We start from the raw sequence: 23,381 nt of genomic DNA on the forward strand, positions 1-23,381 counted from the left end.
CATTCATGCGGATACGCTTCCCTCCTGCTTCAGTGGGTCAGAATCTTGGACAGGAAGTCAGCGGCCCGCTGGGTCTTGGGGTGGTCGAAGAAATCGTCGGGATCGTCCTTCTCCAGGATTCGCCCATCGGCCATGAAGACGATGTGGTCGGCCGCCTGACGGGCAAAGCCCATCTCATGGGTCACGCAGATCATGGTCATGCCCTCCTTGGCCAGCTGGATCATGACATCCAGCACCTCGTTGACCATCTCGGGATCCAGCGCTGATGTGGGCTCGTCGAAGAGCATGATCTTGGGCTGCATGGCCAGAGCGCGGGCGATGGCCACACGCTGCTGCTGCCCGCCGGAGAGCTGGGAAGGCATCTTGGAGGCTTGGGATTCCACGCCCACCCGGGCCAGGAGGTCCATGGCCAGGTCCTCGGCATCCTTCTTGGGCATGTGGCGCACCTTGATGGGCGCCAGGGTCATGTTCTCCAGGATGGTCTTGTTGGCGAACAGGTTGAAGGACTGGAAGACCATGCCCACCTCGGCCCTGAGCCGAGCCAGGTCGCGTCCCTCCTGGGGCAGGGGCTCCCCCTCGATCCTGATGACGCCGGAGTCGATGGACTCCAGACGGTTGATGGTCCGGCACATGGTGGACTTGCCGGAGCCTGAGGGTCCGACCACCACCAGCACCTCGCCGGTGTCGACCTGCAGGTTGATGTCCTTGAGGACGTGCAGGCTGCCAAAATGCTTCTCGACGTGGGCCAGCTCGACCAGCGGCCCGGACTTGTCCTTGACGGGGCGATCCGAGGCAGGTTTTTCCGGCAGAATCCGCTCCGACGGCTGTTTGGTTGTTTCGCTCATATTGGGCAGTTTACTCATCCTTTGTTGCAGAACGGCCATAGAAACGGTTCTCCGGTAAAGCAGCGGCAAGAGCAAACCCCGGCCGACTGGTCCGCAGCACATGACCAGGCATACATAAGAAGGGCCGGAACCCCGCAGGATTCCAGCCCTTTACGACTCTCGTCGATCAGCGGCGGGATGCGCTCAATCGGCATCCTCCTGATCCGGCTCCCAGTCCACGCCGGTCTCGGCGCGTTGCTGGTCGGAGATGGGCGCCGGAGCCCCGGTCATGGGATCCTGGCCGCCGCCGGACTTGGGGAAGGCGATGACATCGCGGATGGAGTCGGCCCCCGTCAGGATCTGTGCGGTCCTGTCCCAGCCGAAGGCGATGCCCGCGTGGGGCGGAGCGCCGTACTTGAAGGCATCCAGCAGGAAGCCGAACTTCTCCTGGGCCTCCTCGGGGCCGATGCCCAGCACCTTGAAGATCCTGTCCTGGATGTCGTCGCGGTGGATACGCACCGAGCCGCCGCCCATCTCCTCGCCGTTGCAAACGATATCGTAGGAGTCGCTCATGGCATGCTCGGGATCCTTGTCGAAACGGTCGATCCAGTCGGCCGAGGGCATGGTGAAGGGGTGGTGCATGGAGGTCCACTTGGAATGGCCCACGGCCACATCGTCGTCATCCGGGTCGTCGGTGGGCTTGAAGAGCGGGAAGTCCACCACCCAGGTCAGGGCGAATTCGTCGGGCTTGAGCAGCCCCTGGCGGCGGGCGATCTCCACGCGGGCCGCACCCAGCAGGGTCTGCGAAGCCTCACGGGGACCGGCTGCGAAGAAGACGGCATCGCCATCCGAGGCACCCACGGCCTCCTTGAGGCCTTGGCGCTCGGCATCAGACAGGTTCTTGGCCACAGGGCCTTTCAGGGTGCCGTCGCCGGTGAACTGGACGTAGGCCAGACCCTTGGCACCCCGCTGGCGGGCCCACTCCTGCCAGGCATCGAACTGCCTGCGGGGCAGGTTGGCCGCGCCCTGGTAGACCACGGCGCCCACATAGGGGGCCTGGAAGACGCGGAAGGGGGTGTCCTTGAAGTAGTCGGTCAGCTCGACGATGGGGTTGCCGAAGCGCAGGTCAGGCTTGTCTGAGCCATACTTGTCCATGGCCTCCTGCCAGCTGATCCTGGGGATGGGCAGGGTGACCTCGAATCCTGCAGCCTTCCAGACCTCGGCGATGACCTGTTCGGCCATGGCCATGACGTCCTCCTGGGAGGCGAAGCTCATCTCGATGTCCAGCTGGGTGAACTCGGGCTGCCTGTCGGCACGGAAGTCCTCGTCGCGGTAGCAGCGGGCGATCTGGTAGTAGCGCTCGAAGCCGCCCACCATCAGCAGCTGCTTGAGCAGCTGGGGGGACTGCGGCAGGGCATACCAGGATCCGGGCACCAGACGGGCCGGCACCAGGAAGTCGCGGGCACCTTCAGGGGTGGACTTGATCAGGGTCGGCGTCTCGATCTCACAGAAGTCCATCCTGTCCAGGGCGGCACGGGCGGCACGGTTCATGGCGGCCCTCAGGCGGATGTTGCGCTGCATGGAGGGGCGGCGCAGATCCAGATAACGGTAGCGCAGCCGCACATCCTCGCCGGGCAGCTTGTTCTCGGCCTCGTTCTCCAGGGCGGTGGACACCTGGAAGGGCAGGGCGGCCGACTTGGCCAAAACCTCGATCTTGTCGGCCACGATCTCGATGTGCCCAGTGGACAGATGCTCGTTGTCATTGCCCTCGGGGCGTTCGCGGACCTTGCCGGTGACCTGGATCACGTACTCGCTGCGCAGGGGGCGGGCCTCTTCCTCGTCGTAGATGACGATCTGCACCAGACCGGAACGGTCACGCAGGTCGATGAAGGCCACGCCTCCGTGATCCCGGCGGCGATCCACCCACCCGGCCACCGTCACCTGGCGACCGACCATATCCTGCGTGACATCCGTGGCGTAGCTCGTTCTGTAAGCCGACTGGCCCATGCTTTCCTGTACCTCCATAATGCTCGGCCTGCCCCTGCGTCAGGCCTGGTATTCCACACTCTGCCGGGCATACAGGCTATCCGGCGTCCACGACACCAGGTCGGCCGGAACCTGTTCGCCGGTAATGATGTTCTTGACCTGGTCGCCCTCCTGCTGGCCCTCCTTGGCCGGGAACCAGACATATGGGATGCCCAGGTGGTCGGCATAGCGGATCTGCTTGCCGATCTTGGCTGCGGTGGGAGCCACATCGGCAGCGATCCCCCTGGCCCTCAGGTCCTGGGCGATGTGGTTGCTGGCGGTGCGATCCTCCTCATCCCAGACGGCGACCATGACCGCCGCTGGGGAGACCCGGGAGGCCTGGGCCCCCTGGGCCAGCAGGTAGGAGAGCAGGCGCGAAAGTCCGATGGACAGCCCCACACCCGGGTAGGTGCGGTTGCCTTGGCTGGCCAGGTTGTCGTAACGGCCGCCTGAGCAGATGGACCCCAGGGACTGCGCCCCCTCCAGGAAGGTCTCGTAGACCGAGCCGGTGTAGTAGTCCAACCCGCGGGCGATCTTCAGATCGGCGATGACCGAGCCCGGCCGGATGCGCGCGGCCTCGTCGATGATCATGGCCAGCGTCTCCAGCCCCTCAATGGCCAGGGCATACGCAGGAGACTCCTTGTCGATGCCAACCTTGTCGACCAGGGCGTCGAAGCGCCGGCGCAGCTGCTCGCCATCGTCGGCGGTCAGCTCGGCCAGATCCAGGCAGGCCCTGGCCTGGTCCTGGTTGGCGCCGCACTCACTGACCAGCAGACTGGCCACCTCGTCAGGGCCGATCTTGTCCAGCTTGTCGATCTCGCGCAGAACGCCTTCGATGTCCTCCAGGCCCAGACCCCGGTAGAACCCCTCGGAGAGCTTGCGGTTGTTGGCGTGCACGGTGGGCTTGGGCAGGCCGAAGGCCCGCAGCTCCTCCAGGGCGCTCAGCATGACCAGGGGCACCTCGACCTCGTAGTGGTCGGGCAGCTCCCCGTTGCCGATCACATCAATATCAGCCTGGACGAACTCCCTGAACCGTCCCTCCTGAGGGCGCTCCCCTCGCCAGACCTTCTGAATCTGCCAGCGCTTGAAGGGGAAGGTCAAGTCGTTGCTGTGCTCCACCACGTAGCGGCTGAGCGGCACAGTCAGGTCGAAATGCAGGCCCAGCCGGCGCTCCACCGGCACATCCTTTTCCTGGCCCAGATCCTGCAACCGGGAGAGCAGGTAGATCTCCTTGCTGGTCTCCCCCTTCTTGAGCAGGCTGGAGCCCTCTTCGACGGCCCTGGTCTCAATGCCGATGTAGCCGTTCAATTCGAAGACCTTGCGGAGCGTGTCGATGATGCGCTGCTCCACCACTCGTTGTGAAGGAAGCCATTCAGGGAAACCGGATAGAGATGTGCCTTTTGCCATAAGAACCTATACTATAGGAGGTCAAGGAAAATGGTATTGCCATATTTTGCGATCTCTCCAACACACAAGCCTAAGGAGCTGGCCATGGCCGACAACACCGCCATCACACCCGAGAACACCTCGACACCGCAGGAGGACCACACCGTGGATGCGGCTGGCCAGGTCGCCGCTGCGCCGGCACCCGAGGCCGCACAGGAACAACCTGCTCCCACTGAGGATGCACCGACCCAGAGCGCACCGGTAGCGCCTAAGCCGGCAAAGCCCAAGGCAGTCCCCTCCCCTGCGGCTCTGGCCCACAAGGCCCCTCACGTCAAGGCCGCTCCGGCCGCTCCCACCTACAGCCAGGAGGAGATCGACAAGGCCGAAGCCTTCGGCCGGGTGGACGAGCAGGGCAACGTATTCGTCCGCGAGGGCGATCAGGAGCGCCAGGTGGGTCAGTTCCCCAACGCTGAGGCCAAGGAGGCCCTGAACCTCTATGCCCGCCGATACCTGGACCTCAAGGAAAAGCTGAACCTCTTCGCCTCCAGGCTGCGCAGCCCCAAGATCAAGGCCCACGAGATCGACGAGTCCCTCACCTCGCTCAAAGAGGAGACCAAGCAGCCCGAGGCCGTCGGTGACCTCGCCGCCCTACGCACACAGCTGGATCAGCTGGCTGAGCAGGGGCAGGCGCGCAAGGCCGAGTTGGCGCAGGCCCGCAAGGACGCCATGGCCAAGGCCATCAAGGAGCGGACTGCCATCGTGGAGAAGGCCGAAGAACTGGCCGCATCCCTGGGCGACTCCACCAACTGGCGTTCCACAGCGGACAAGTTCCGTTCCCTCTTCGAGCAGTGGCAGCAGCACCAGCGCACCACCATCCGCATCGACAAGGCCGACGCGGATGCCCTCTGGAAGCGCTTTTCATCCGCCCGCACCACCTTCAACCAGGCCCGCCGCAAGTGGGCCCAGCAGCGTGATGCCCAACGGTCCGAGACCAAGCGGATCAAGGAGGAGATCATCGCCGAGGCTGACCAGATCAAGGACTCCACCGACTGGGGACCCACCTCCCACCAGTTCAACGAGCTCATGGACCGTTGGAAGCAGGCCGGAAGGGCAGGGCGTCAGGATGACGATGCCCTCTGGGCCCGGTTCCGTCAGGCCGCGGATGTCTTCTTCAACGCCCGGCAGGCAGACCGGGACAAGACCTCGGTCAACGAGCGCGAGAACCTGACCAAGAAAGAAGCCCTGGTGGCCAAGGCCGAGGCTCTGCTGCCCGTCAAGGATGCCAAGGCCGCCAAGCAGGCGCGGCAGGAGCTGGCCAAGATTCAGGAGGAATGGGACGGCATCGGCTTTGTCCCCCGTGACGACGTGCGCCGGATCGAGGGCAGGATGGATGCTGTGGACCGGCAGATCAAGGCGGTGGAGGATGCGGCCTGGAACCAGTCGGATCCCGAGGCCGATGCCCGCGTCTCCAGCTTCGAGCAGCAGCTGGCCGCCCAGCTTGAGGACCTGGACCGTCGGATCGCCGCCGAGCAGGATCCGGCCAAGAAGCAGGAGTTGGAGGCCGAGAAGGCCACCAAGGAGCAGTGGATGAACGCCGTGCGCTGATCGCATCTGTTCCACTAGGACCCCCGACCTGGTCATCGACCACCGGGGGTCCTTTCGTATCCATCCATGAGGCCTTGTTCCAGCAGGACTTCCAGACAGGCAGCCGCCGACTGGAACAGCATGCAGAGATCACAAGCCGGAAAAGCAGGTCAGGGAAAGGGCTATAAGCCTGGTTGCGGAGGAGGTCAGATGGCCCGCATATGGGGGCTGGCCGAACCCTTGGCTCCTGTCAGACGGTAGGCATCGAAGACCCCGTCAATCTTCCTGACGGCCGACAAGAGGGTGTTCAGATGCTGGGGGTCGCCCATCTCGAAGACGAACTGGCTGACGGCCACCCGGTCACGGCCAGTGGACTGGCTGCCCGACAGAATGTTGACGCCGTGGTCGGACAGCACCTGGGTGATGTCAGAGAGCAGATGTGGCCGGTCCAGGGCCTCCACCTGGATCTGGACCATGAAGGTGCCCTGTTTGCCCGTCCAGGAGACCTCGATGATCCGTTCGGGCTGCTTCTTGCGCAGGTCCAGAAGGTTCTGACAGTCGGACCGATGGACCGAGACGCCCTGGTTGCGGGTGATGAACCCGGTGATGGGATCTCCCGGCACTGGGGTGCAGCAACGGGCCAGCTTGACCCAGACATCGTCCACACCCTTGACCGAGATCCCCTGGGAGGTCTCCGGACGGCTGGATTTGGCCACCCGCTGCAGAGGTATGGCCTCCTGCTCCACTTCGTCCTCGAGGGCTGACCGGCCGGCGTCATGAACCAGCCGGGAGATCACGTTCTGGGTGGAGACCTGTCCGTCGCCAATGGCAGCGTAGACCGCCTTCTCATTGGGATAGTTGAGCTCGTCGGCGGCCCCCACCATGGCTTCGGGGGTCAGCAGGGTGGCCACAGGCAGGTTCCGCTTGCGCATGGCGCGGATCAGCTCGTCCTTGCCCTCCTCGATGGTCTCCGAACGGCGCTCCTTGCTGAACCACTGACGGATCTTGCTGCGGGCGCGGGGGCTCTTGGCGAAGCTGAGCCAGTCGCGCGAGGGCCCATCGGTGTCCGACTTGCTGGTCAGAATCTCCACCGTGTCCCCGTTGCGCAGCTTGGTGTCCAGGGGGACCAGACGGCCATTCACCCTGGCGCCCATGGTTCTGTGCCCCACCTCGGTGTGGACGGCGTAGGCGAAGTCCACGGGGGTGGATTCGGCCGGCAGGGAGATGATCTTGCCCTTGGGGGTGAACACATAGACCTCGGCCGAACCCAGATCGTCCTTGAGGGAGCCCAGGAACTCATTGGAGTCAGGGGTCTCGCTGGTCCAGTCAGCCAGCTGCTGGATCCAGGTCAGGTTGTCCTCCTGGCTCAGCTCCCCCTCCTGGCGCTCTCGCTTGACGTCAGCCTTGTCAGGCTGGGAGAGTTCGCGGCCGGCAGACCCGTTCTCCTTGTACTTCCAGTGCGCGGCGATGCCGAACTCAGCACGACGGTGCATCTGCCAGGTGCGGATCTGAATCTCCACCGGCTTGCCGCCCGGGCCCACCACCGTGGTGTGCAAGGACTGGTAGCGGTTGGTCTTGGGCATGGCGATGTAGTCCTTGAACCGCCCAGGCACCGGGCTCCAGCGTGCATGGACGGCGCCCAGGGCCGCATAGCAGTCGCGGATGGTGTCCACGATGATGCGCACCCCGACCAGATCGTAGATGTTGGCGAAATCGTGCCCGCGCACGATCATCTTCTGGTAGATGCTGAAGTAGTCCTTGGGCCGTCCGGTCACCTGGGCCTTGATGCCCTGGGCATCCAGATCCTCGTGGATCTCGTCCAGGATCTGCTTCAGGTAGACCTCCCGCTGGCCTGCCCTGCGGGAGACCAGCACTACGATTTCGTTGTAGATCTTGGGATAGAGCGTCTTGAAGCTGAGCTCCTCCAGCTCGGTCTTGATGGCGTTCATGCCCAGACGGTTGGCAAGAGGGGCGTAGACATCGAGGGTCTCGCGGGCCTTGCGCTGGGCTGATGAAGCCTTGACGTAACGCCAGGTGCGGGCGTTGTGGACCCGGTCGGCCAGCTTGACCACCAAGACGCGCACATCCCGGCTCATGGCCACGATCATCTTGCGGATGGTCTCGGCCTGGGCCGAATCGCCGTAGTCCATCTTGGATATTTTGGTGACCCCATCCACCAGGCCGGCCACGGTGTCACCGAAGTCATTTCTGCACTGCTCCAGGGTGTAGTCGGTGTCCTCCACGGTGTCGTGCAGCAGGCCGGCCGAAACCACCGTGGGACCCATGCCCAGGTCGGCCAGAATCTGAGCGACAGCCAGCGGATGAATGATGTAGGGCTCGCCGGACTTGCGCCTTTGGTTGGCATGCTGGACTACAGCCCGGTCATAGGCGCGCTGGAGCATGGACAGGTCCTCGCCGGGATGGTGGGCGGCGCAGATCTCCCGGATGGGCATCAGGGGGTTGAGCGGATCGTCGCTGATTTCACAGCCCAAGGCTCTGGAGGACAGGCCGGACGGGGCCTGCTCGCCGACATCATTGCTGCAGACGCTGCCCTCCGGAGTGACCATTCAAGCCTCCAATGTCCTGATATAATGCACCAATCCTACACTTGCGCCTGACCCATTCAGGCCGTCCGTGTCCGAAGGATGCCTCAGCGGCCAGTCGAGCCGAATCCGGCATCCGAACGCACCGAGCCGGGCAGACGTTCTGCGGGCACGAAACGGGCCTGTACGTAACGCTGAATGACCAGCTGGGCAATGCGCTCCCCAGGCTCGAAGTGAACCGACTCATGCGGATCCAAGTTGATCAGCGGCACCTTGATCTCGCCCCGGTACCCGGCATCGATGGTTCCGGGCGCGTTGAGCACGGTCACCCCCATCTTGACTGCCAGCCCTGAGCGAGGGTGAACCAGGCCGACGTACCCGTTGGGCAGGGCCAGAGCGACACCAGTGGGAACCAGCGCCCGCTGGAAGGGGGCCAGGTCCACGGCCACCCTGGCTCGCAGATCGGCTCCTGCATCGCCAGGCATGGCGTATTCCGGCACCTCGGCCCCATCCAAGGATTTGAACAGGACCTCGACCGTTTCCGGCTCGTTGTAGGACTCGTCGTAGGCCATCAGGCGGCGCACTCCTTGCAGACGGGCTTGCCGTCGGGAGTCATATAGGCCAGCTGGCTCCGGTGTTTGACCAGGAAGCAGTTGGAGCAGATGAATTCATCGCCCTGCATGGGGATGACGGTCACCGAAGAGTCCTCATTGCTCAGGTCAGCGCCCGGCAGCTCATAGTCCTCGGCGATGGCGTTCTCGTCGTCGTCCAGGTCGGCCCCGGCATCCTGGCCGCTTTTGCCCAGCTCCTGCAGGGATTCCTCGTCTTCGTCCTTGTCTCGCGGGGTATCGTAATCCTGTGCCATCGTGTACCCTTTCCTTGTTCGACCAGCCACCTCGTATACCGGTCATTTCACACGATATGTACTGCGCATAGGATACACGATTTCAAAAGCACGTAAAATACGAACCATAGGGCACAATGGAAATACCTGAGGCCGTGTAAAGGAACCGTAAGAGGATAGGGGCGTGCATGTCTGAGAATGGGACCAGGGTGGCCAGCTTTGACCATGTCGATGACAGGGGCGATCTGGTCTTCGTCTGTGACCACCGGCACTTCGCCGTAAGAGTCGACGATGCGCTTGATCGCGCCATTCTTGAGGCCAAGCAGGTCAAGGAGGAAGAGGACGTGGACCCCCAGACCGGCAAGTCCAAGCCCCTGCCCGTCTCAGCGATTCAGGCCGCTGTGCGCGCCGGCGCCCGCCCCGAGCAGGTGGCACAGCAATACGCTGTCAACGAAGCGCTGGTACGGCGTTTCGCGGCTCCTGTGGAAACCGAGAAGAAGTACGCCATCGAGCAGTTCCTGACCATGCCGGCACCCAAGGGGTCGGGGGGACGAAACTATCAGGAACTGATCGGCAAGGTGCTGGCCCGTGCGGGGGTCAGCCTGACCCAGGTTTCCTGGCAGGCCACCAGACGAGGGTACGAACCCTGGAACATCAACGGCGTGTTTACGCTGGACAAACGGATTTTCAACGCCCGCTGGGCCTGGAACATGCATGACAACACCGTGACCTGTTTGAACGGGGCGGCAAGGATGCTGCTGGACGATTCCTCAGACGACCACGGACAGGAGCGACCCGCTGGAGACCAGGGACCCGCCGAAGAAATCGACGATCAGACCGACAGACGGCCCCCAAGCCAGCAGGATACCGTTGCCCCAATCGAAGAAGAAAACGGTGAGCGCCAGGCGGCACTCACGGCCTGGCTCTATGGCAAGCCCAAGGAAGGCCAGGAGCGGACAGCCGACCGAGAGCCCAGTCAACCCCGTGCCGAGCTGAGCGAGGACCCCGACACGGCCGAGCATCCTCCCATCAGAGACAACGAATCCACCATGGTCCTGCCCGTACAGAACCATGGGCAGCACCAGCAAGAGGATCAAGGCGATGATGCCGGGCAGGACGAGCAGGAGGATCAGCCCAAGGAGGGCCGCCGCAGCAAGCGGGCCAAAAAGCACTCCGGGCGGTCGGCCGTACCCAGCTGGGATGAGATCCTCTTCGGCAAATAGTCAGACCAGATCGATCAGGCAGGGGATCTGCGTCTCCAGACGGGTCCATGAGCCATGGACGCCAGGCAGCCTGGTCGCTGCATCGGTCTGATCAGCCGAATTCACTAAGGTAATCCGATCGCCGGCCAGCACCAGCAGGTCGCCGATCATGGGTCGAATCCGGGCATCCACAGGACCGAAGATTCCCCGTTCGATGGCCTGGTCCCGGGTCAGCACCCAGGCTCGCTCCCCCAGACGCTCCCGCCAGCGGGCGGCCACGACCTGGGGATCCGCCCCTTTGTCCAGATAGAGCATGACCGCCCTGGGCTCGCCGCCCACCAGTCGCACATCCCGGCTCAGCTCCGGGTCCTGGGCGATGTCAATGCGCTGGTTCGGATCGGACTCAATCATGCCATGATCGGCCACGATCACCGTCAGTGTCCCGGCGGGCAGGCGGCGATGAAGCTCGGCCAGCTGTGCATCGGTCGCTTCCAGAGCGGCCACCCATTCCTCGCCCTCCCAGCCGCTGTGGTGGCCCACCTTGTCCACATCGCGGATATAGAGGTAGGTCAGCCCCGGCTGGCGGGCAGCCTGGCAGGCAGCCAGAAGACGCTGACGGGAGTGATTGTGGGCCAGGTACTCCCCGCCGCGCAGAGCCGCACGGGTCAGGGCTGAGTCGCGAAAACGCGGCAGGCCCGAGGAGGTCACCCGGACCCCCTGCGCCTGGAGGGTCTCGAAGACCGTGGGACGGCGTTGCAGACGCTCGGGATCCTGAGCCCCCCTGAATTGGATCATCTGACCCAGCTGGCCGGTGTCCGGGTTCAGCTGGGTATAGCCGGTCATGCCGGTCAGCCCCGGGCTGGTTCCGGTGCCGAAGACTCCCATGGCCGCCACGGTCGTCGAGGGCAGACTGGTGTAGAGGGGACGCTGGTTGATGGGTTCGGACAGCAGCGAGCGCAGATAGGGCACATGGCCCTGCCGGCTGACCAGATTCCAGAATCCCAGCCCATCCACCAGGACGACGACCACCGACCGTGCCTCCGGCAGTCCCAGGGCCTCCTGGAGGGCCTTGGCAGACGGATGGACATCAGTGGCCACAGGCGTTCCCAGACAGGCGCTCAGGGCCGGCAGGACGGCGGACAGATGCCTGGCCCCGCCAACATGGTTATTCCCCGCCCGGTCCCCGTATTGGATAGGCAGACTCGGCTGCAGCAGTTCCTTCATGTCAGGTGTATCCAGACCCATGCCTTCCATTCAAGCACGGTCAGACCCCAGGCCGACACCGCATGCCTGCTGTGAATGCTTTGGCGGACCGTCCGGTTATCATAAGGCGGAACGTGAAGGAGCAGGAGCTTGAGCATGGCAACTCATCGCAGGAGCAAGGCGGCGGGGTACGACCCCCGGCAGGTCAAGGAGCACATCGTCGAAACCCCTCTGAACGAGGAGATGAGCAAGTCCTTCCTGGAATATGCCTACTCGGTCATCTACGCCCGGGCCCTGCCCGATGCCCGCGACGGACTCAAGCCTGTTCAGCGGCGGATCATCTACCAGATGGGCCAGATGAACCTCAACCCCGACCGCCCCTACATGAAGTCCGCCAGGGCGGTGGGCGAGGTCATGGGCAAGCTGCACCCCCATGGCGACTCTTCCATCTACGAGGCCATGGTCCGGCTGGCCCAGCCCTTTGCCATGCGCCTGCCCCTGGTCGACGGCCACGGCAACTTCGGCTCCCTGGACGACGGACCTGCCGCCTCCCGCTACACCGAGGCCAGGCTGGCTCCTGCAGCCCTGGGCATGAACGCCGACATCGACCAGGACACAGTGGACTTCTCCCCCAACTACGACAACAAGCTCAAGGAGCCCCAGGTCCTGCCCTCGGCCATCCCCAACCTGCTGGTCAACGGGGCCTCGGGCATCGCCGTGGGCATGGCCACCAACATGATCACCCACAACCTGGGCGAGGTGGTGGCCGCCGCCAAGTATCTGATGGCCCACCCGGACGCAGGGCTGGACGAGCTCATGCGCTACGTGCCCGGCCCGGATCTGCCCGGCGGCGGAGTCATCGTGGGGCGGGACGGCATCCGCAAGGCCTACGAGCACGGCCGAGGGGCCTTCGTGACCAGGTCCGTCACCCACCTGGAGAACGTGACCGCCCGCAAGAAGGCCATCGTGGTCACCGAGCTGCCCTTCATGGTGGGCCCTGAGCGGGTTCTGGAACGCATCTCGGATGGGGTGCGCAACCACAAGCTGGAGGGCATCTCCAGCGCCATCGACCTGACCGACCGGCACAACGGGACCCGCCTGGTCATCGAGATCAAGACGGGATTCGACCCGGGCAAGGTGCTGGGCAAGCTCTTCAAGTACACGCCCCTGGAGGACTCCTTCACCATCAACAACGTGGCCCTGGTCCATGGACGGCCCAGAACCATGGGGCTCAAGGAGCTGCTGGAGGTCTGGGTGGAGCACCGGCGCACGGTCATCCATCGGCGCAGCGAGTTCCGCCGCAAGAAGGCCCTGGAGCGTCTGCACCTGGTCGAGGGGCTCCTGCTGGCCCTGGTCGACATCGACGAGGTCATCCAGGTCATCCGCAGCTCGGACGACGCGGATGCGGCCAAGACCAGGCTGATGGCGGTCTTCGATCTGGATCAGACCCAGGCCCAGTACATTCTTGACCTGCGGCTGCGGCGGCTGACCAAGATGAGCCGAATCGAGCTGGAGGGCGAGCGTGACGACCTCAACAAGCAGCTGGAGGAGCTGGAGCGGATTCTGGGCTCCTCGGCCGAGCTGGACCGGGTGGTCATCCAGGAGATGGATCAGGCGGTGGCCCAGTGGGGCACGCCCAGGCGCACGGTCATCCTAGACCAGGAGCCTTCCGGCGACCTGGCCCCCGTACAGTCAGCAGCAGCTGGCGATCAGCAGACCGCTCAGCAAACCTCCGGCAAAGCGGGCGCTGGGTCGCAGGCTGCGCTGGTAGCCAGCGGAGGAACCAGCCGCGGCAGTGGCGACGGCGACCTGCACATGGAGGACAAGCCCTGCACGGTCATGATGAGCGCCACCGGCCTGCTGGCACGCAGCACCCCGGGCGCCCTGGATGCCTGGCGGTCGCGGCCGCGCAACCAGGACCGGGGGCATGACGACCAGATCATCGCCATATTCGCCACCACCACCCTGGCCACCTACGGCCTGGTCACCACGGCCGGACGGCTGATCACCGCCCCCGTGGCCGACCTGCCGCTGATCCCCGCCACCGCCAACCCCAACCTGAGCGGGGGCATCGTGGCTGACGAGCTCCTGGGCGGGACCGCCAGCACCGAGCCTCAGGCCGACGAGCACGCCGTCACCGTCATCGACATGGCCGACACCCGCCCCTTGGCCCTGGGCACCCGGCTTGGCACGGTCAAGCGCTGGAACCGCGAATCCCCGACCACCATGGACTCCTGGTCGGTCATCGACCTGAAGGACGGCGACCAGGTGGTCTTCGCGGCCCCCTGCCAGGACGGGGACCGCATGGTGCTCATCTCCTCGGATGCCAGCCTCTTGACCTTCACCGGGGACAAGGTTCGCCCCCAGGGCCGCAATGCGGCCGGCATGGCCGGCATCCGTCTGGCCCAGGGCTGCCAGGTCGCCGCCTTCGCGGTCGTGCCGGCCGGGGAGATCGGCTGGACCTACCAAGAGACCGGCGAGGATGGCATGAGCACCCAGGCCGGGGCCGTGGTCCTGACCGTGGCCGGCGACTCCGAGGCCCTGCCCGGCACCGAGAACGGCTCGGCCAAGCTGACCCCGCTGGAGATGTATCCAGTCAAGGGCCGTGGAACGAAAGGCGTGCGCTCCCAGCGCTTCCTCAAGGGCCAGGACAGCCTGCTGCTGGCCCGGGTGGGCGCCTGGCCCCTGCACGCCAGCACCGCTGCCGGTTCTCCGGTCGAACTGCCCGATGTGGACATGCGCCGGGATGCCTCCGGTCAGGAGCTGGCAGCGCCCATCGCCTTCGTGGCCTAAGGGCGCTCAACAAAGACTCAGTAGAGGGCCATACCGCCCGGCCCGGCCGTGAATCCGGCGGCGGCCAGGGCCATGCCCACCGGTTCGCGCATGGTTAGGGGCCGGCCATTGGCATCACTGAAGAGGATGCGTCCCTGTCCGCCCCGCCTCAGCCAAGAGGCCAGCTGGGCGAAGGCGGCCTCCAGCAATCCACGCTCGGGCTCACCGAAGACCAGCAGATGATGCCCCTTGGGTGCCGCGTAGACCAGGGCGCGGCCTCGATTCTGCACCAGGAGGTTCCCCATGCGCCGAATGGGACGACCGCCGCCGTCCCCTGATGTGGCCGGCCAAGCAAGGGCCGTGCCATAGAGGTTGGCAGGATCCGTCACATCCATGACCACGGGCTCGGGCGGCCGCAGCTTCGATCCGCCTTCGCCATCGTCATTACGCTCATCCTCTTGGAAGCCTCTGAGCTGGTCGATCACCTCCCGGGGGGCGAACTGGGCGCCGCCGAAACCGTCGACGATGACCCCACGCGTCAGCTGGCCGGCCTCCTCCATGCGTCTGCAGACCTGATAGAGGGCCGAGAATCCGCCGGGCAGGGATCGCACTTCTGGCAGGACCGGGGCCAGGAGCCCATAGCGGTCCAGAATGGCCTGCTCGTCGTGAACCAGGCGGACGGTCCGCTCCCGGTCATCATCCTGGCCACCGCTGAGCTTGTCGTTTGCATCAGCCATGCCAGTCCCCGCTGCACCTCTCGCTGCTGAGCGCTCATCCGCAACCAGGGTCCAGAATCCCTCCGCCGCCGCTGACAGCGCTGACGAGCCGGTCGCCCGCGCCACGGCAGCGCGCGCCAAGGACCTGCCGTGTCCACGCAGACCATGGGGCAACCGGCGCGTCCTACCCGAGGTCGGTGAGCCTGATCCTCGAACCAGGCGCCGAACCGGAGCCAGGGAGGCATTGGTGACCAGCCCACGCCTGACCAGGCCCCAGAGCGACCGGGCCATGGCCTCCTGGTCGGGGGCCTCAGAAACAGGGGACTCAATGTCGTCCCCGCCCCGACTGGCACAGGCGCGCAGAAGCCGATCGAAGCGGTAGGCTCCCCCATCGGCCAAAACACCCAGCAGGATCGCTTCCCGATCGCCCGCCTTGCCCGGGTTGCCCGACTTGCCGACCCCATTCGTGACTGACGGAGGGCCGGCGGATTGTGCTGGAAGCTCCTCGTCCAGGTCCTCGGCCAGATAAAAGGTCATGGCGCCCAGCGGGCCCTCCCCCTGGTCGGACCCCACCCAGACCACCTGGCCCGAGGCCAGCAGGTCGTCCATCAATGCGGGACCGTAATCACGCACCCTGGCCGGGAAGATGGCCGACTCCCAGAGTTCAGGCGGCAGAGCCAGCCCCTCCAGCTGCCCGACTACCTCCAGCAGTCCTTCGGCGCCCATCAAGGGCTCCTGGCCCAGGGGTGCCAGACCCTGCCGGTGAAGAAGAAAGTCGCTGTAGACATGGCCGGGGACGGGACTGGCGGCCTTGCTGGCCTTGGCCAGGGACCGCGAGCGCAGCCGACGGAAGACCTCGGGATCCAGCCATCCTCGGCGGGGTTCGCCTCCCTCCCATCCAGGCTCGCCATAGGCGCTCAGGTCGGGACGGGGGAAGACCCCGGTCATGAGCAGCTCGTGTGCGACCAGGGAACGCAGTCTGTCCTCCAAGAGAGCACCGCCCATGCCCAGGTGGCCGGCCAGGTCCTCGGTGGTGAACGGCCCATGGACTGCGGCGTATTGCCTGACCAGCTGATCGAAGGCCTCGCTGTCCGATTCCGATTCCTTTGTCGGCTGGGCGGATGGCTGGATGACGCCTGGGCCCAGGACCGCCGTCAGCCGTCCTGCCTGGCCGGCCCATACCCAGCAGTCGCGAGCGCCTAACCTGACCGGAACCACCCTGGAATGGGCCTGCAGCCCCTCCAGCATGGCCCGGACCTGTGCCTCCGTCACCGGTTCGTCCTCCTGACCGCGCATGCGCCGACCAATGCCGGCCAGGTCCATGGGGCCCATAGTGCGCAGCAGGTCGGCCAGTCCTTCGGCCCCCCTGGCCCGGGTCTTGGGCGAAAGCCGCTGCAGGTCAGCAGTCACCTGATCGACGGTCTCCTGGTCCAGGAGGTCAGCCATGTCCACTTGGCCGACCATCTGCTCCAGCAGGTCGGAGTCGATGGCCAGCATGGCGGCGTCGCGCTCGGCCTTGGGCATGTCGTACTGGTACATGAAGGTCCCCAGGTAGCCGAAGAGCAGTCCTGAGGCCATGGGCGAGGGGGTCTTGGTGGAGGCCGGGACCAGACGGACGCTCCCCTGCTCCAGGTCGGTCATGAGCTCGCGCAGGGCAGGCATGTCGTAGACATCCTGCAGGCATTCGCGCAGGGTCTCCAGAACCAGGGGGAAGTCGTCCTCCTTCAGGGCCGCGTCCAGCAGACGGGAGGCCCGCAGACGCTGCTGCCAGAGCGGAACCCTGCGGCCCGGCTCCATCCTAGGCATGTAGAGCGAGCGGGCTGCGCACTGGCGGAAGCGGGCCTGGAAGAGCGCCGAGCCGACCAGATGCCGGCGGACCTCGCGCTCCGCCTGATCAGGGGTGAATCCGAATATGCGCTGGTCTTCCAGGAAGGCATCGGTACCCGGGATCTGCACGACGATGCCGTCCTCCCCCGCCCAGACGGATCCGTCGTATCCGCGCTCACGGGAGAGCCGGGCGGCGATGGCCAGGGCCCAGGGCTCGTTGACCCTGCGCCCGTACGGCGAATGGAGGATCAGCCTCAGGTCGCCCTCCTCGTTGGGGCAGCGCTCGACCACCAAATGCCGGTCGTCGGGCACCCGGCCGGTGGAGGCCTGCTGCTCGGCCAGAAAGGCGGCCAGATTGTTGATGGCAGGACGGTCCAGCCCGTCCTCCAGCAGACGAGCACAGACGGGTTGCGTGAAGCCCGGCCGACCGGAGGCAGTCTGGACTGCCGGTATCAGGCCCTGGGACAGTTCCCTGGCCAGCCTGCCCAGACGACGGCCGAAGACAGGGTCACGGCCGGTGCCCTCCCCGTGCCAGAAAGGCAGTCTGGCGGAGCGCCCCGGAGCGGGCACCACCACCACACGGTCGCGGGTGATCTGCTGGATCCTCCAGGAGGTGGTGCCCAGAGTGATCACGTCCCCCTTGCGGGACTCGTAGACCATCTCCTCGTCCAGCTCACCCACTCGTCGTGGCTTGCCGCCGGCGGCCTCGGAGGGCATGACCACGCTGTAGGAGCCACGGTCGGGAATGGTGCCTCCGGAGGTCACCGCCAGTCGCTGCGCGCCGGGTCGGGCCGTCAGGGTTCCGGTCTGGTGGTCCCAGACCAGGATGGGGCGGAAGGCGGTGAAATCCTGGGAGGTGTAGGCGCCGCTGAGCATGCCCAGCACCGCCCGGTAGACCTGCTGGTCCAGGTGGGCGAAGGGCGCGGCCCGTCTGACCGTGGCCAGCCAGTCCTGCTCCCTGAGCGGCCCCATGGCGGCCGCGGCCACCGTCTGCTGGGCCAGAACATCCAAGGGGCTGCTGGGCATGATGGTGGGTTCGATGTCGCCCTGGGCCATGCTTTCCATGCTGGCTGTGCACTCCAGGATCTGCTCGCGGGTCAGGGGGAAAAGCCTGGCTTGGGATACCCGACCGACCTGGTGATCGGCCCGGCCCACCCGCTGCAGTCCCGAGGCGGTCGACAGCGGGGCGTTGACCTGGATGACCAGATCGACCGAGCCCATATCGATGCCCAGCTCCAGGCTGGAGGTGGCCACCACACAGCGCAGTCTGCCGGCCTTGAGGTCATCCTCCACCTGACGGCGACGTTCCTTGGACACCGAACCATGGTGGGCCATGGCAATGGGTTGGTCGACAGTCCGGCCAGAGGTTCTCTCGGAGGTGGACCCGGTGGCCGAATCGTAGTGGGCGGGCTCCCTGGCCGGCTCGGACTTGTCAGAGGGACCTGACCGGTCACGCCCGTTCCAATCACGGCCGCCCTGGCTTACATCGGCTTGGTGCAGGTCGTTCAGCCGGGCGGTCAGGCGTTCGGCGAGCCCTCGGGAGTTGACGAAGACCAGGGTAGTGCGATGGGACAGCACCTGGTCCAGAATGGCCCGCTCGACGGCTGGCCAGATGGATCCGCTTCTTTGGTCGCCCTCCTGACCCTCCTGGCCGGACTCGCCGGGCGGCGCCGCCAGATCGGCCATGTCCTCCAGGGGCTCGATCAGGCGCAGGTCCATGGCTGTGGACGACTTGGGCTGGATCAGACTGACCGGACGGCTGCCACCCAGGAAACGTGCCACCTGCTCGGGCGGCCGGACCGTAGCCGACAGGCCGATCCGCTGCACGGGCCCTCCGACCAGGTCGTCCAGCCGCTCCAGACTCAGGGCCAGATGAGCCCCGCGCTTATTGCCCGCCAAAACGTGGATTTCGTCCACAATAACGGTTTGCACGTTCTTCAGCGTGCTAGCCGTTTTGGAGGTCAGCATCAGATAGAGGGATTCAGGGGTGGTGACCAGAATGTCCGGCGGATGGGCGGCCAGGGCTCTGCGGCCGCGGGCATCGGTGTCTCCGGTGCGGATGCCCGTCCGGACCTTGGGTGCCTGGCGTCCCTGTTGTTCAAATCGCTCGGCGATGCCCTCCAGCGGAGCCTGCAAGTTGCGGGCCACATCCGTCCCCAGGGCCTTCATGGGCGAGATGTAGAGCACGGCGACCCCAGGCTTCCGGGAGCGCCGGGGCCTGGTCATAAGCTCGTCGATGGCCCAAAGAAAGGCGGCCAGGGTCTTGCCCGAACCGGTGGGCGAAATAATCAGCGCATCGCCGCCTGCGCGGATGGCCGGCCAGGCCTGCACCTGGGTCGGCGTGGGACCCTCAGGAAAGGTCTGGCGAAACCAGTCGGCCGTCTGCGGGGAGAAATTGTCCAAGGGATCGCCCATATGCGTCATACTCCCCTCCCCGCCCTTTTGGGCCTTGCTGAAAGTCGATCAGGTGTCGATCTTGCTCCGGTCGAAGTCGTCGGCATTGTCCACGATGAACTGCTTGCGCGGCGGCACGTCGTCCCCCATAAGCAGTGGGAAAATGCCGGCCGCCTGTGCGGCATCCTCCATGCGGATGCGGCGCAGCATGCGGGTCCTGGGATCCATGGTGGTGTCGGCCAGCTGGTCGGCGTCCATCTCGCCCAGACCCTTGTAGCGCTGCACATCGGGATTGTAGTCGATGTGCTTGGCCTGCAGGTCAGCCAGCTTGCCCTCCAGCTCATCGTCCGAATAGGTGTAGATGAACTTCCCCTTGTTCTTGCCTGCCAGAGCGATTCGATGCAGGGGCGGCACGGCTGCGTAGACCCGCCCGTTCTCGATCAGGGGACGCATGTAGCGGTAGAAGAGGGTCAGCAGCAGGATGCGGATGTGGGCGCCGTCCACGTCGGCATCGGTCATCATGATGACCTTGTTGTAGCGGGCCTGGTCAATGTCGAAGCTGGCTCCCGAGCCGGCGCCGACCACCTGGATGATGGAGGCGCACTCCTTGTTGGTCAGCATCTGGGACAGGGAGGCCTTCTGCACGTTGAGGATCTTCCCGCGGATGGGCAGCAGAGCCTGGAACATGGAGTTTCGTGCCGCCTTGGCCGTGCCCAGGGCGGAGTCGCCCTCGACGATGAACAGCTCGGCGATGTCGTCGTTGCCGGGCATGGAATCCGAGAGCTTGGAGGGCATGGAAGCCGACTCCAGAGCGTTCTTGCGCCTGGTGACCTCCTTGGTCTTGCGTGCCTGGACGCGGGCGTGCATCTCGCCCACGATCTTCTCCAGCACCTGGCCGGACTGCTCCTTGAAGCCGCGCTTGGAGCCGCTGATCATCTGGCCGAACTGGTCGTCGGTCATCCGGGTGACGATGGGTTTGACCTGGGCCGTACCCAGCACGTCCTTGGTCTGGCCCTGGAACTGCGGCTCGGCGATGCGCACGGTGACCACGGCCACCAGACCGGCCAGGACGTCGTCGCGCTCCACCTTGGTGTGGGAGTCCTTGAGGTTGACCTTGAGGCGGCGGGCGTTGGCCTCCACGGCCTTGCGCACCTGACGGGTCATGGCGTTCATGAACCCGTCCACGTGCATGCCTCCGCCAGGCGTCTCCACCACATTGACGAAGCTGCGGACGACAGAATCGTAGTCATTGACCCAGCGCAGGGCGATATCCACTCCGCAGACCCGTTCCACCTGCTCGGCGTGCAGCTCCCCGTCCGAACCCACACGCTGGGTCTCCTCCTGGTAGGTGTCCTGGCCGCTGATCCGCCAGATGTCGCTGACCGGCTCCCCCTTGGACAGGAAGTCCACGAAATCCGTCACCCCGCCAGTGTGCAGGAACTCCTCCACCCGTTGATGGCCGGACTCGTCCTCCGGCTGCAGCATGGCCCGGTCGGCCTGCTCGGTGGCCGAAAGGCTGGCATCGTCCACCTGCGCATCCTCGGCAGGTTGGTCTTCGGCGCCTTCTTCTGGCCAGTCCCCGCTGTCAGACGGTTCACCAAGGTTCCCCTGAACGTCCTGATCGTCCGGTTCCGCAGCAGGTTCGCCGTCAACCTCCAGGCGCAGGTCCTGCTCGGCGCTTCCTGTGGCGGGGATGCGGTCGTCGACCACGGTGATCTTGAGGCCGGGCACCAGGAAGCTGGTCTGACGCACCCGGTCGATCAGCTGGGCGTAGCTGAACCGGGCCGTTGAGTTGAAAATTTCCGGGTCGGCCCAGTAACGCACCCTGGTGCCGGTCCGGGACTTGGGCACGCTGCCCACCACCTCCAGGGGCGTAGGCCGGTTCTTCCTGGTGCGCTTGAAGGGCGAATCGGGCGAAGGATGCTCGGGATCAGGGTCCTGATAGGTGCCGGGATGGCCCTGGTGGAAGCGCATCCGGTGGGTCTTGCCGTCCCTGTCCACCTCCACGTCCAGTCGGGAGCTCAAGGCGTTGACCACCGAAGAGCCCACGCCGTGCAGGCCGCCGACAGCCGTGTATGAAGAGTTGCCGAACTTGGCGCCCGCGTGAAGCTTGGTCAGAACCACCTCCACGCCGGTCAGCCCGGTCCGCGGCTCAGTATCGACGGGGATGCCTCGGCCGTTGTCGTCCACCTCGATGGAGCCGTCCCTGTGCAGGATGACCTTGATGTGGTCGCACTGGCCGGCCAGGGCCTCGTCCACGGCGTTGTCGATGATCTCCCAAAGGCAGTGCATGAGCCCCTGGCTGTCCGTGGTTCCGATGTACATGCCCGGACGCTTGCGCACTGCGTCCAAGCCATCCAGAACCGTCAGACTGCCGGCACCATAGGACTTTCCCGTATCAGGCTTTTTCGCCACCATTTACCTCGCCGTTCACCTCATGGCGCCCAGGGGGACAGGGATCCCCGCATGGGCGGTCGCTTACGCACCGATGACCATTTCTAGCAAGGAGGCCTCGACAGCATCAGGGCTTCCCCGTCGGGCGCAGAGGTCACTGGTCCAGGAAGTCACGCAGGGTCTGCGAGCGTGAGGGATGCCGCAGCTTGGACATGGTCTTGGACTCGATCTGGCGGATGCGCTCACGGGTGACCCCGTAGACGCGGCCGATGTCGTCCAGGGTCTTGGGCTGTCCATCCTCCAGGCCGTAGCGCATCTTGATGACGCCGGCCTCACGGGGGCTCAGGGTCTCGAGAACCTGCTGGAACTGCTCCTGCAGCAGGGAGAAGGCCACAGCATCCGAGGGGGCGATAGCGTCGGTGTCCTCAATCAGGTCGCCGAACTCCGAGTCGCCGTCTTCACCCAGCGGGGTATGCAGGGAGATGGGCTCGCGGCCGTACTTCTGGACCTCCTGAACCTTCTCGACCGGCATGTCCAGCTCCCTGGCCAGCTCGTCGGGGGTGGGTTCGCGGCCCAGATCCTGCAGCATCTGACGCTGGACGCGGGAAAGCTTGTTGATGACCTCGACCATGTGGACGGGCACGCGGATGGTGCGGGCCTGGTCGGCCATGGCGCGGGTAATGGCCTGACGAATCCACCAGGTGGCGTAGGTGGAGAACTTGTAGCCCTTGGTGTAGTCGAACTTCTCCACGGCACGAATCAGACCCAGGTTGCCTTCCTGGATCAGGTCCAGGAAGAGCATGCCCCTGCCGGTGTAGCGCTTGGCCAGGGAGACCACCAGTCGCAGGTTGGCCTCCAGCAGATGGTCCTTGGCCTTCTTCCCGTCGTTGGCGGCCCACTTGAGCTCGCGGCGACGCTTGAAGTCCATGCCTTCGCCCTCGGTATCCAGCAGATGCTGGGCATAGAGGCCGGCCTCGATGCGCTCCGAAAGGTCCACCTCCTGCTCGGCGTTCAGCAGGCTGACGCGGCCGATCTGCTTGAGGTAGTCCTTGACAGGATCGGCAGTGGCGCCGGCGGTGACCACCCGACGCTTGGGATTGCCAGAGGGGGTGACATTCTCGTCGTCATCGGAATCGTCGACGACAAAGGCGCCCTTGACCTTGGCTGCGAGGGCATGGGCGGCCTTGCGGTCCTCTTCGGCCTCGTCCTGGACCTGGGAGGCCTCGTCCTCCTCCTGATCGTCCTCGTCGGGCTCGTCCTCCAGCTGGTCGTCGTCCTCCTGATCCTCAAGCAGATCCTCGTCGGGCTCCTGCTCATCCTGCTGCAGGATGGGCTTCTCTTCGACCTTCTTGGCGGTCTTGGAGGCCGGACGGCGGTTCGTCTTGGTCGCCGAGGTGCTCGTAGTGGCGCTCTTGCGGGACGCGGTCTTGCGGGACGCCTTGCTGCTGGTCTTGGACCTGGTGGCGGTCTTGGTCTTGCCGGCAGTTGAACTGGTCCGGCCCTTTGCGGTATCCACTGCGGCTGTCTTGGCTGACTTGGTGTCCTTCGTGGCCAAATTCTCCTCCTGGATCATCCCACCCGCCGACACTGCTTTTAGGGCACAGCTCTGGCAAGGTCAAATCGTAGACTCATTAAAGTGAACCACCCCAGGGGGACGATTATTCCCG

The 23,381-nt window shown here is 65.3% G+C and carries 13 protein-coding genes; 3 read left to right on the plus strand and 10 right to left on the minus strand.

The window, feature by feature from the left end; genetic code table 11:
* Positions 1-29 precede the first annotated feature (29 nt).
* The 3 genes from AC0AII_RS08080 to hisS all read right to left on the minus strand — a co-directional run bounded on the left by AC0AII_RS08080 (position 30) and on the right by hisS (position 4,256).
* Entirely contained in the window at positions 30-845 is an 816-nt protein-coding gene (locus tag AC0AII_RS08080; protein ID WP_269748547.1) for an amino acid ABC transporter ATP-binding protein, read from the minus strand.
* Between the two features lie 183 nt (positions 846-1,028).
* Complete coding sequence (aspS, locus tag AC0AII_RS08085) at positions 1,029-2,831, minus strand: aspartate--tRNA ligase (protein ID WP_313839360.1); 1,803 nt, start codon at positions 2,829-2,831, stop codon at positions 1,029-1,031.
* Between the two features lie 39 nt (positions 2,832-2,870).
* Positions 2,871-4,256, minus strand: coding sequence for a histidine--tRNA ligase (hisS, locus tag AC0AII_RS08090; RefSeq protein WP_490446754.1), 1,386 nt, complete (start codon positions 4,254-4,256; stop codon positions 2,871-2,873).
* 84 nt (positions 4,257-4,340) lie between these two features.
* On the opposite strand from hisS, the gene AC0AII_RS08095 reads away from it, so the two are divergent.
* Positions 4,341-5,840 carry a DUF349 domain-containing protein gene (locus AC0AII_RS08095; RefSeq protein ID WP_490446755.1) on the plus strand — a complete coding sequence of 500 codons (1,500 nt, stop codon included), beginning with the start codon at positions 4,341-4,343 and terminating at the stop codon, positions 5,838-5,840.
* A gap of 185 nt (positions 5,841-6,025) precedes the next feature.
* Here AC0AII_RS08095 and AC0AII_RS08100 read toward each other — a convergent pair whose 3' ends face one another.
* The 3 genes from AC0AII_RS08100 to AC0AII_RS08110 form a co-directional block, all read right to left on the minus strand.
* A complete protein-coding gene (locus tag AC0AII_RS08100) occupies positions 6,026-8,386 on the minus strand; it encodes a RelA/SpoT family protein (RefSeq protein WP_232342002.1) in 2,361 nt (786 codons plus the stop codon).
* Positions 8,387-8,469: 83 nt separating this feature from the next.
* The gene (gene dut / locus AC0AII_RS08105; protein WP_144086008.1) at positions 8,470-8,934 is read right to left on the minus strand and encodes a dUTP diphosphatase; all 465 of its coding nucleotides are present in this window, start codon (positions 8,932-8,934) and stop codon (positions 8,470-8,472) included.
* A complete protein-coding gene (locus tag AC0AII_RS08110; protein WP_101432216.1) occupies positions 8,934-9,227 on the minus strand; it encodes a DUF4193 domain-containing protein in 294 nt (97 codons plus the stop codon). Before AC0AII_RS08110 ends, dut begins: the two co-directional genes overlap by 1 nt.
* Positions 9,228-9,394: 167 nt before the next feature.
* Here AC0AII_RS08110 and sepH point away from each other — a divergent pair, with 167 nt between their 5' ends.
* The gene (sepH, locus tag AC0AII_RS08115) at positions 9,395-10,429 is read left to right on the plus strand and encodes a septation protein SepH (RefSeq protein WP_490446756.1); all 1,035 of its coding nucleotides are present in this window, start codon (positions 9,395-9,397) and stop codon (positions 10,427-10,429) included.
* Here the strand turns inward: sepH and AC0AII_RS08120 are convergent, their stop codons facing one another.
* Positions 10,430-11,653, minus strand: a complete 1,224-nt coding sequence (locus tag AC0AII_RS08120) for an alkaline phosphatase family protein (RefSeq protein ID WP_490446757.1) — start codon at positions 11,651-11,653, stop codon at positions 10,430-10,432.
* Between the two features lie 114 nt (positions 11,654-11,767).
* Between AC0AII_RS08120 and AC0AII_RS08125 the strand changes: the two genes are divergently transcribed.
* Positions 11,768-14,404, plus strand: coding sequence for a DNA gyrase/topoisomerase IV subunit A (locus AC0AII_RS08125; protein ID WP_490446758.1), 2,637 nt, complete (start codon positions 11,768-11,770; stop codon positions 14,402-14,404).
* 17 nt (positions 14,405-14,421) lie between these two features.
* On the opposite strand, the gene AC0AII_RS08130 is transcribed toward AC0AII_RS08125, so the two are convergent.
* The 3 genes from AC0AII_RS08130 to AC0AII_RS08140 all read right to left on the minus strand — a co-directional run bounded on the left by AC0AII_RS08130 (position 14,422) and on the right by AC0AII_RS08140 (position 23,269).
* Positions 14,422-19,341, minus strand: a complete 4,920-nt coding sequence (locus AC0AII_RS08130) for an ATP-dependent helicase (RefSeq protein WP_490446759.1) — start codon at positions 19,339-19,341, stop codon at positions 14,422-14,424.
* Between the two features lie 48 nt (positions 19,342-19,389).
* Positions 19,390-21,738 carry a DNA gyrase/topoisomerase IV subunit B gene (locus AC0AII_RS08135; RefSeq protein WP_490446760.1) on the minus strand — a complete coding sequence of 783 codons (2,349 nt, stop codon included), beginning with the start codon at positions 21,736-21,738 and terminating at the stop codon, positions 19,390-19,392.
* Positions 21,739-21,868: 130 nt separating this feature from the next.
* A complete protein-coding gene (locus AC0AII_RS08140) occupies positions 21,869-23,269 on the minus strand; it encodes an RNA polymerase sigma factor (RefSeq protein ID WP_490446761.1) in 1,401 nt (466 codons plus the stop codon).
* Between the last annotated feature and the right edge of the window lie 112 nt (positions 23,270-23,381).

The sequence above is a fragment of the Bifidobacterium sp. VU/mBH4 (B4) genome, from assembly GCF_058199535.1.

Coding starts and splice junctions, on each gene's coding strand:
- AC0AII_RS08080 (WP_269748547.1), bottom strand. CDS start 845: ATGAGCGAAACAACCAAACAGCCGTCGGAGCGGATTCTGCCGGAAAAA.
- aspS (WP_313839360.1), bottom strand. CDS start 2,831: ATGGGCCAGTCGGCTTACAGAACGAGCTACGCCACGGATGTCACGCAG.
- hisS (WP_490446754.1), bottom strand. CDS start 4,256: ATGGCAAAAGGCACATCTCTATCCGGTTTCCCTGAATGGCTTCCTTCA.
- AC0AII_RS08095 (WP_490446755.1), top strand. CDS start 4,341: ATGGCCGACAACACCGCCATCACACCCGAGAACACCTCGACACCGCAG.
- AC0AII_RS08100 (WP_232342002.1), bottom strand. CDS start 8,386: ATGGTCACTCCGGAGGGCAGCGTCTGCAGCAATGATGTCGGCGAGCAG.
- dut (WP_144086008.1), bottom strand. CDS start 8,934: ATGGCCTACGACGAGTCCTACAACGAGCCGGAAACGGTCGAGGTCCTG.
- AC0AII_RS08110 (WP_101432216.1), bottom strand. CDS start 9,227: ATGGCACAGGATTACGATACCCCGCGAGACAAGGACGAAGACGAGGAA.
- sepH (WP_490446756.1), top strand. CDS start 9,395: ATGTCTGAGAATGGGACCAGGGTGGCCAGCTTTGACCATGTCGATGAC.
- AC0AII_RS08120 (WP_490446757.1), bottom strand. CDS start 11,653: ATGGGTCTGGATACACCTGACATGAAGGAACTGCTGCAGCCGAGTCTG.
- AC0AII_RS08125 (WP_490446758.1), top strand. CDS start 11,768: ATGGCAACTCATCGCAGGAGCAAGGCGGCGGGGTACGACCCCCGGCAG.
- AC0AII_RS08130 (WP_490446759.1), bottom strand. CDS start 19,341: ATGGGCGATCCCTTGGACAATTTCTCCCCGCAGACGGCCGACTGGTTT.
- AC0AII_RS08135 (WP_490446760.1), bottom strand. CDS start 21,738: ATGGTGGCGAAAAAGCCTGATACGGGAAAGTCCTATGGTGCCGGCAGT.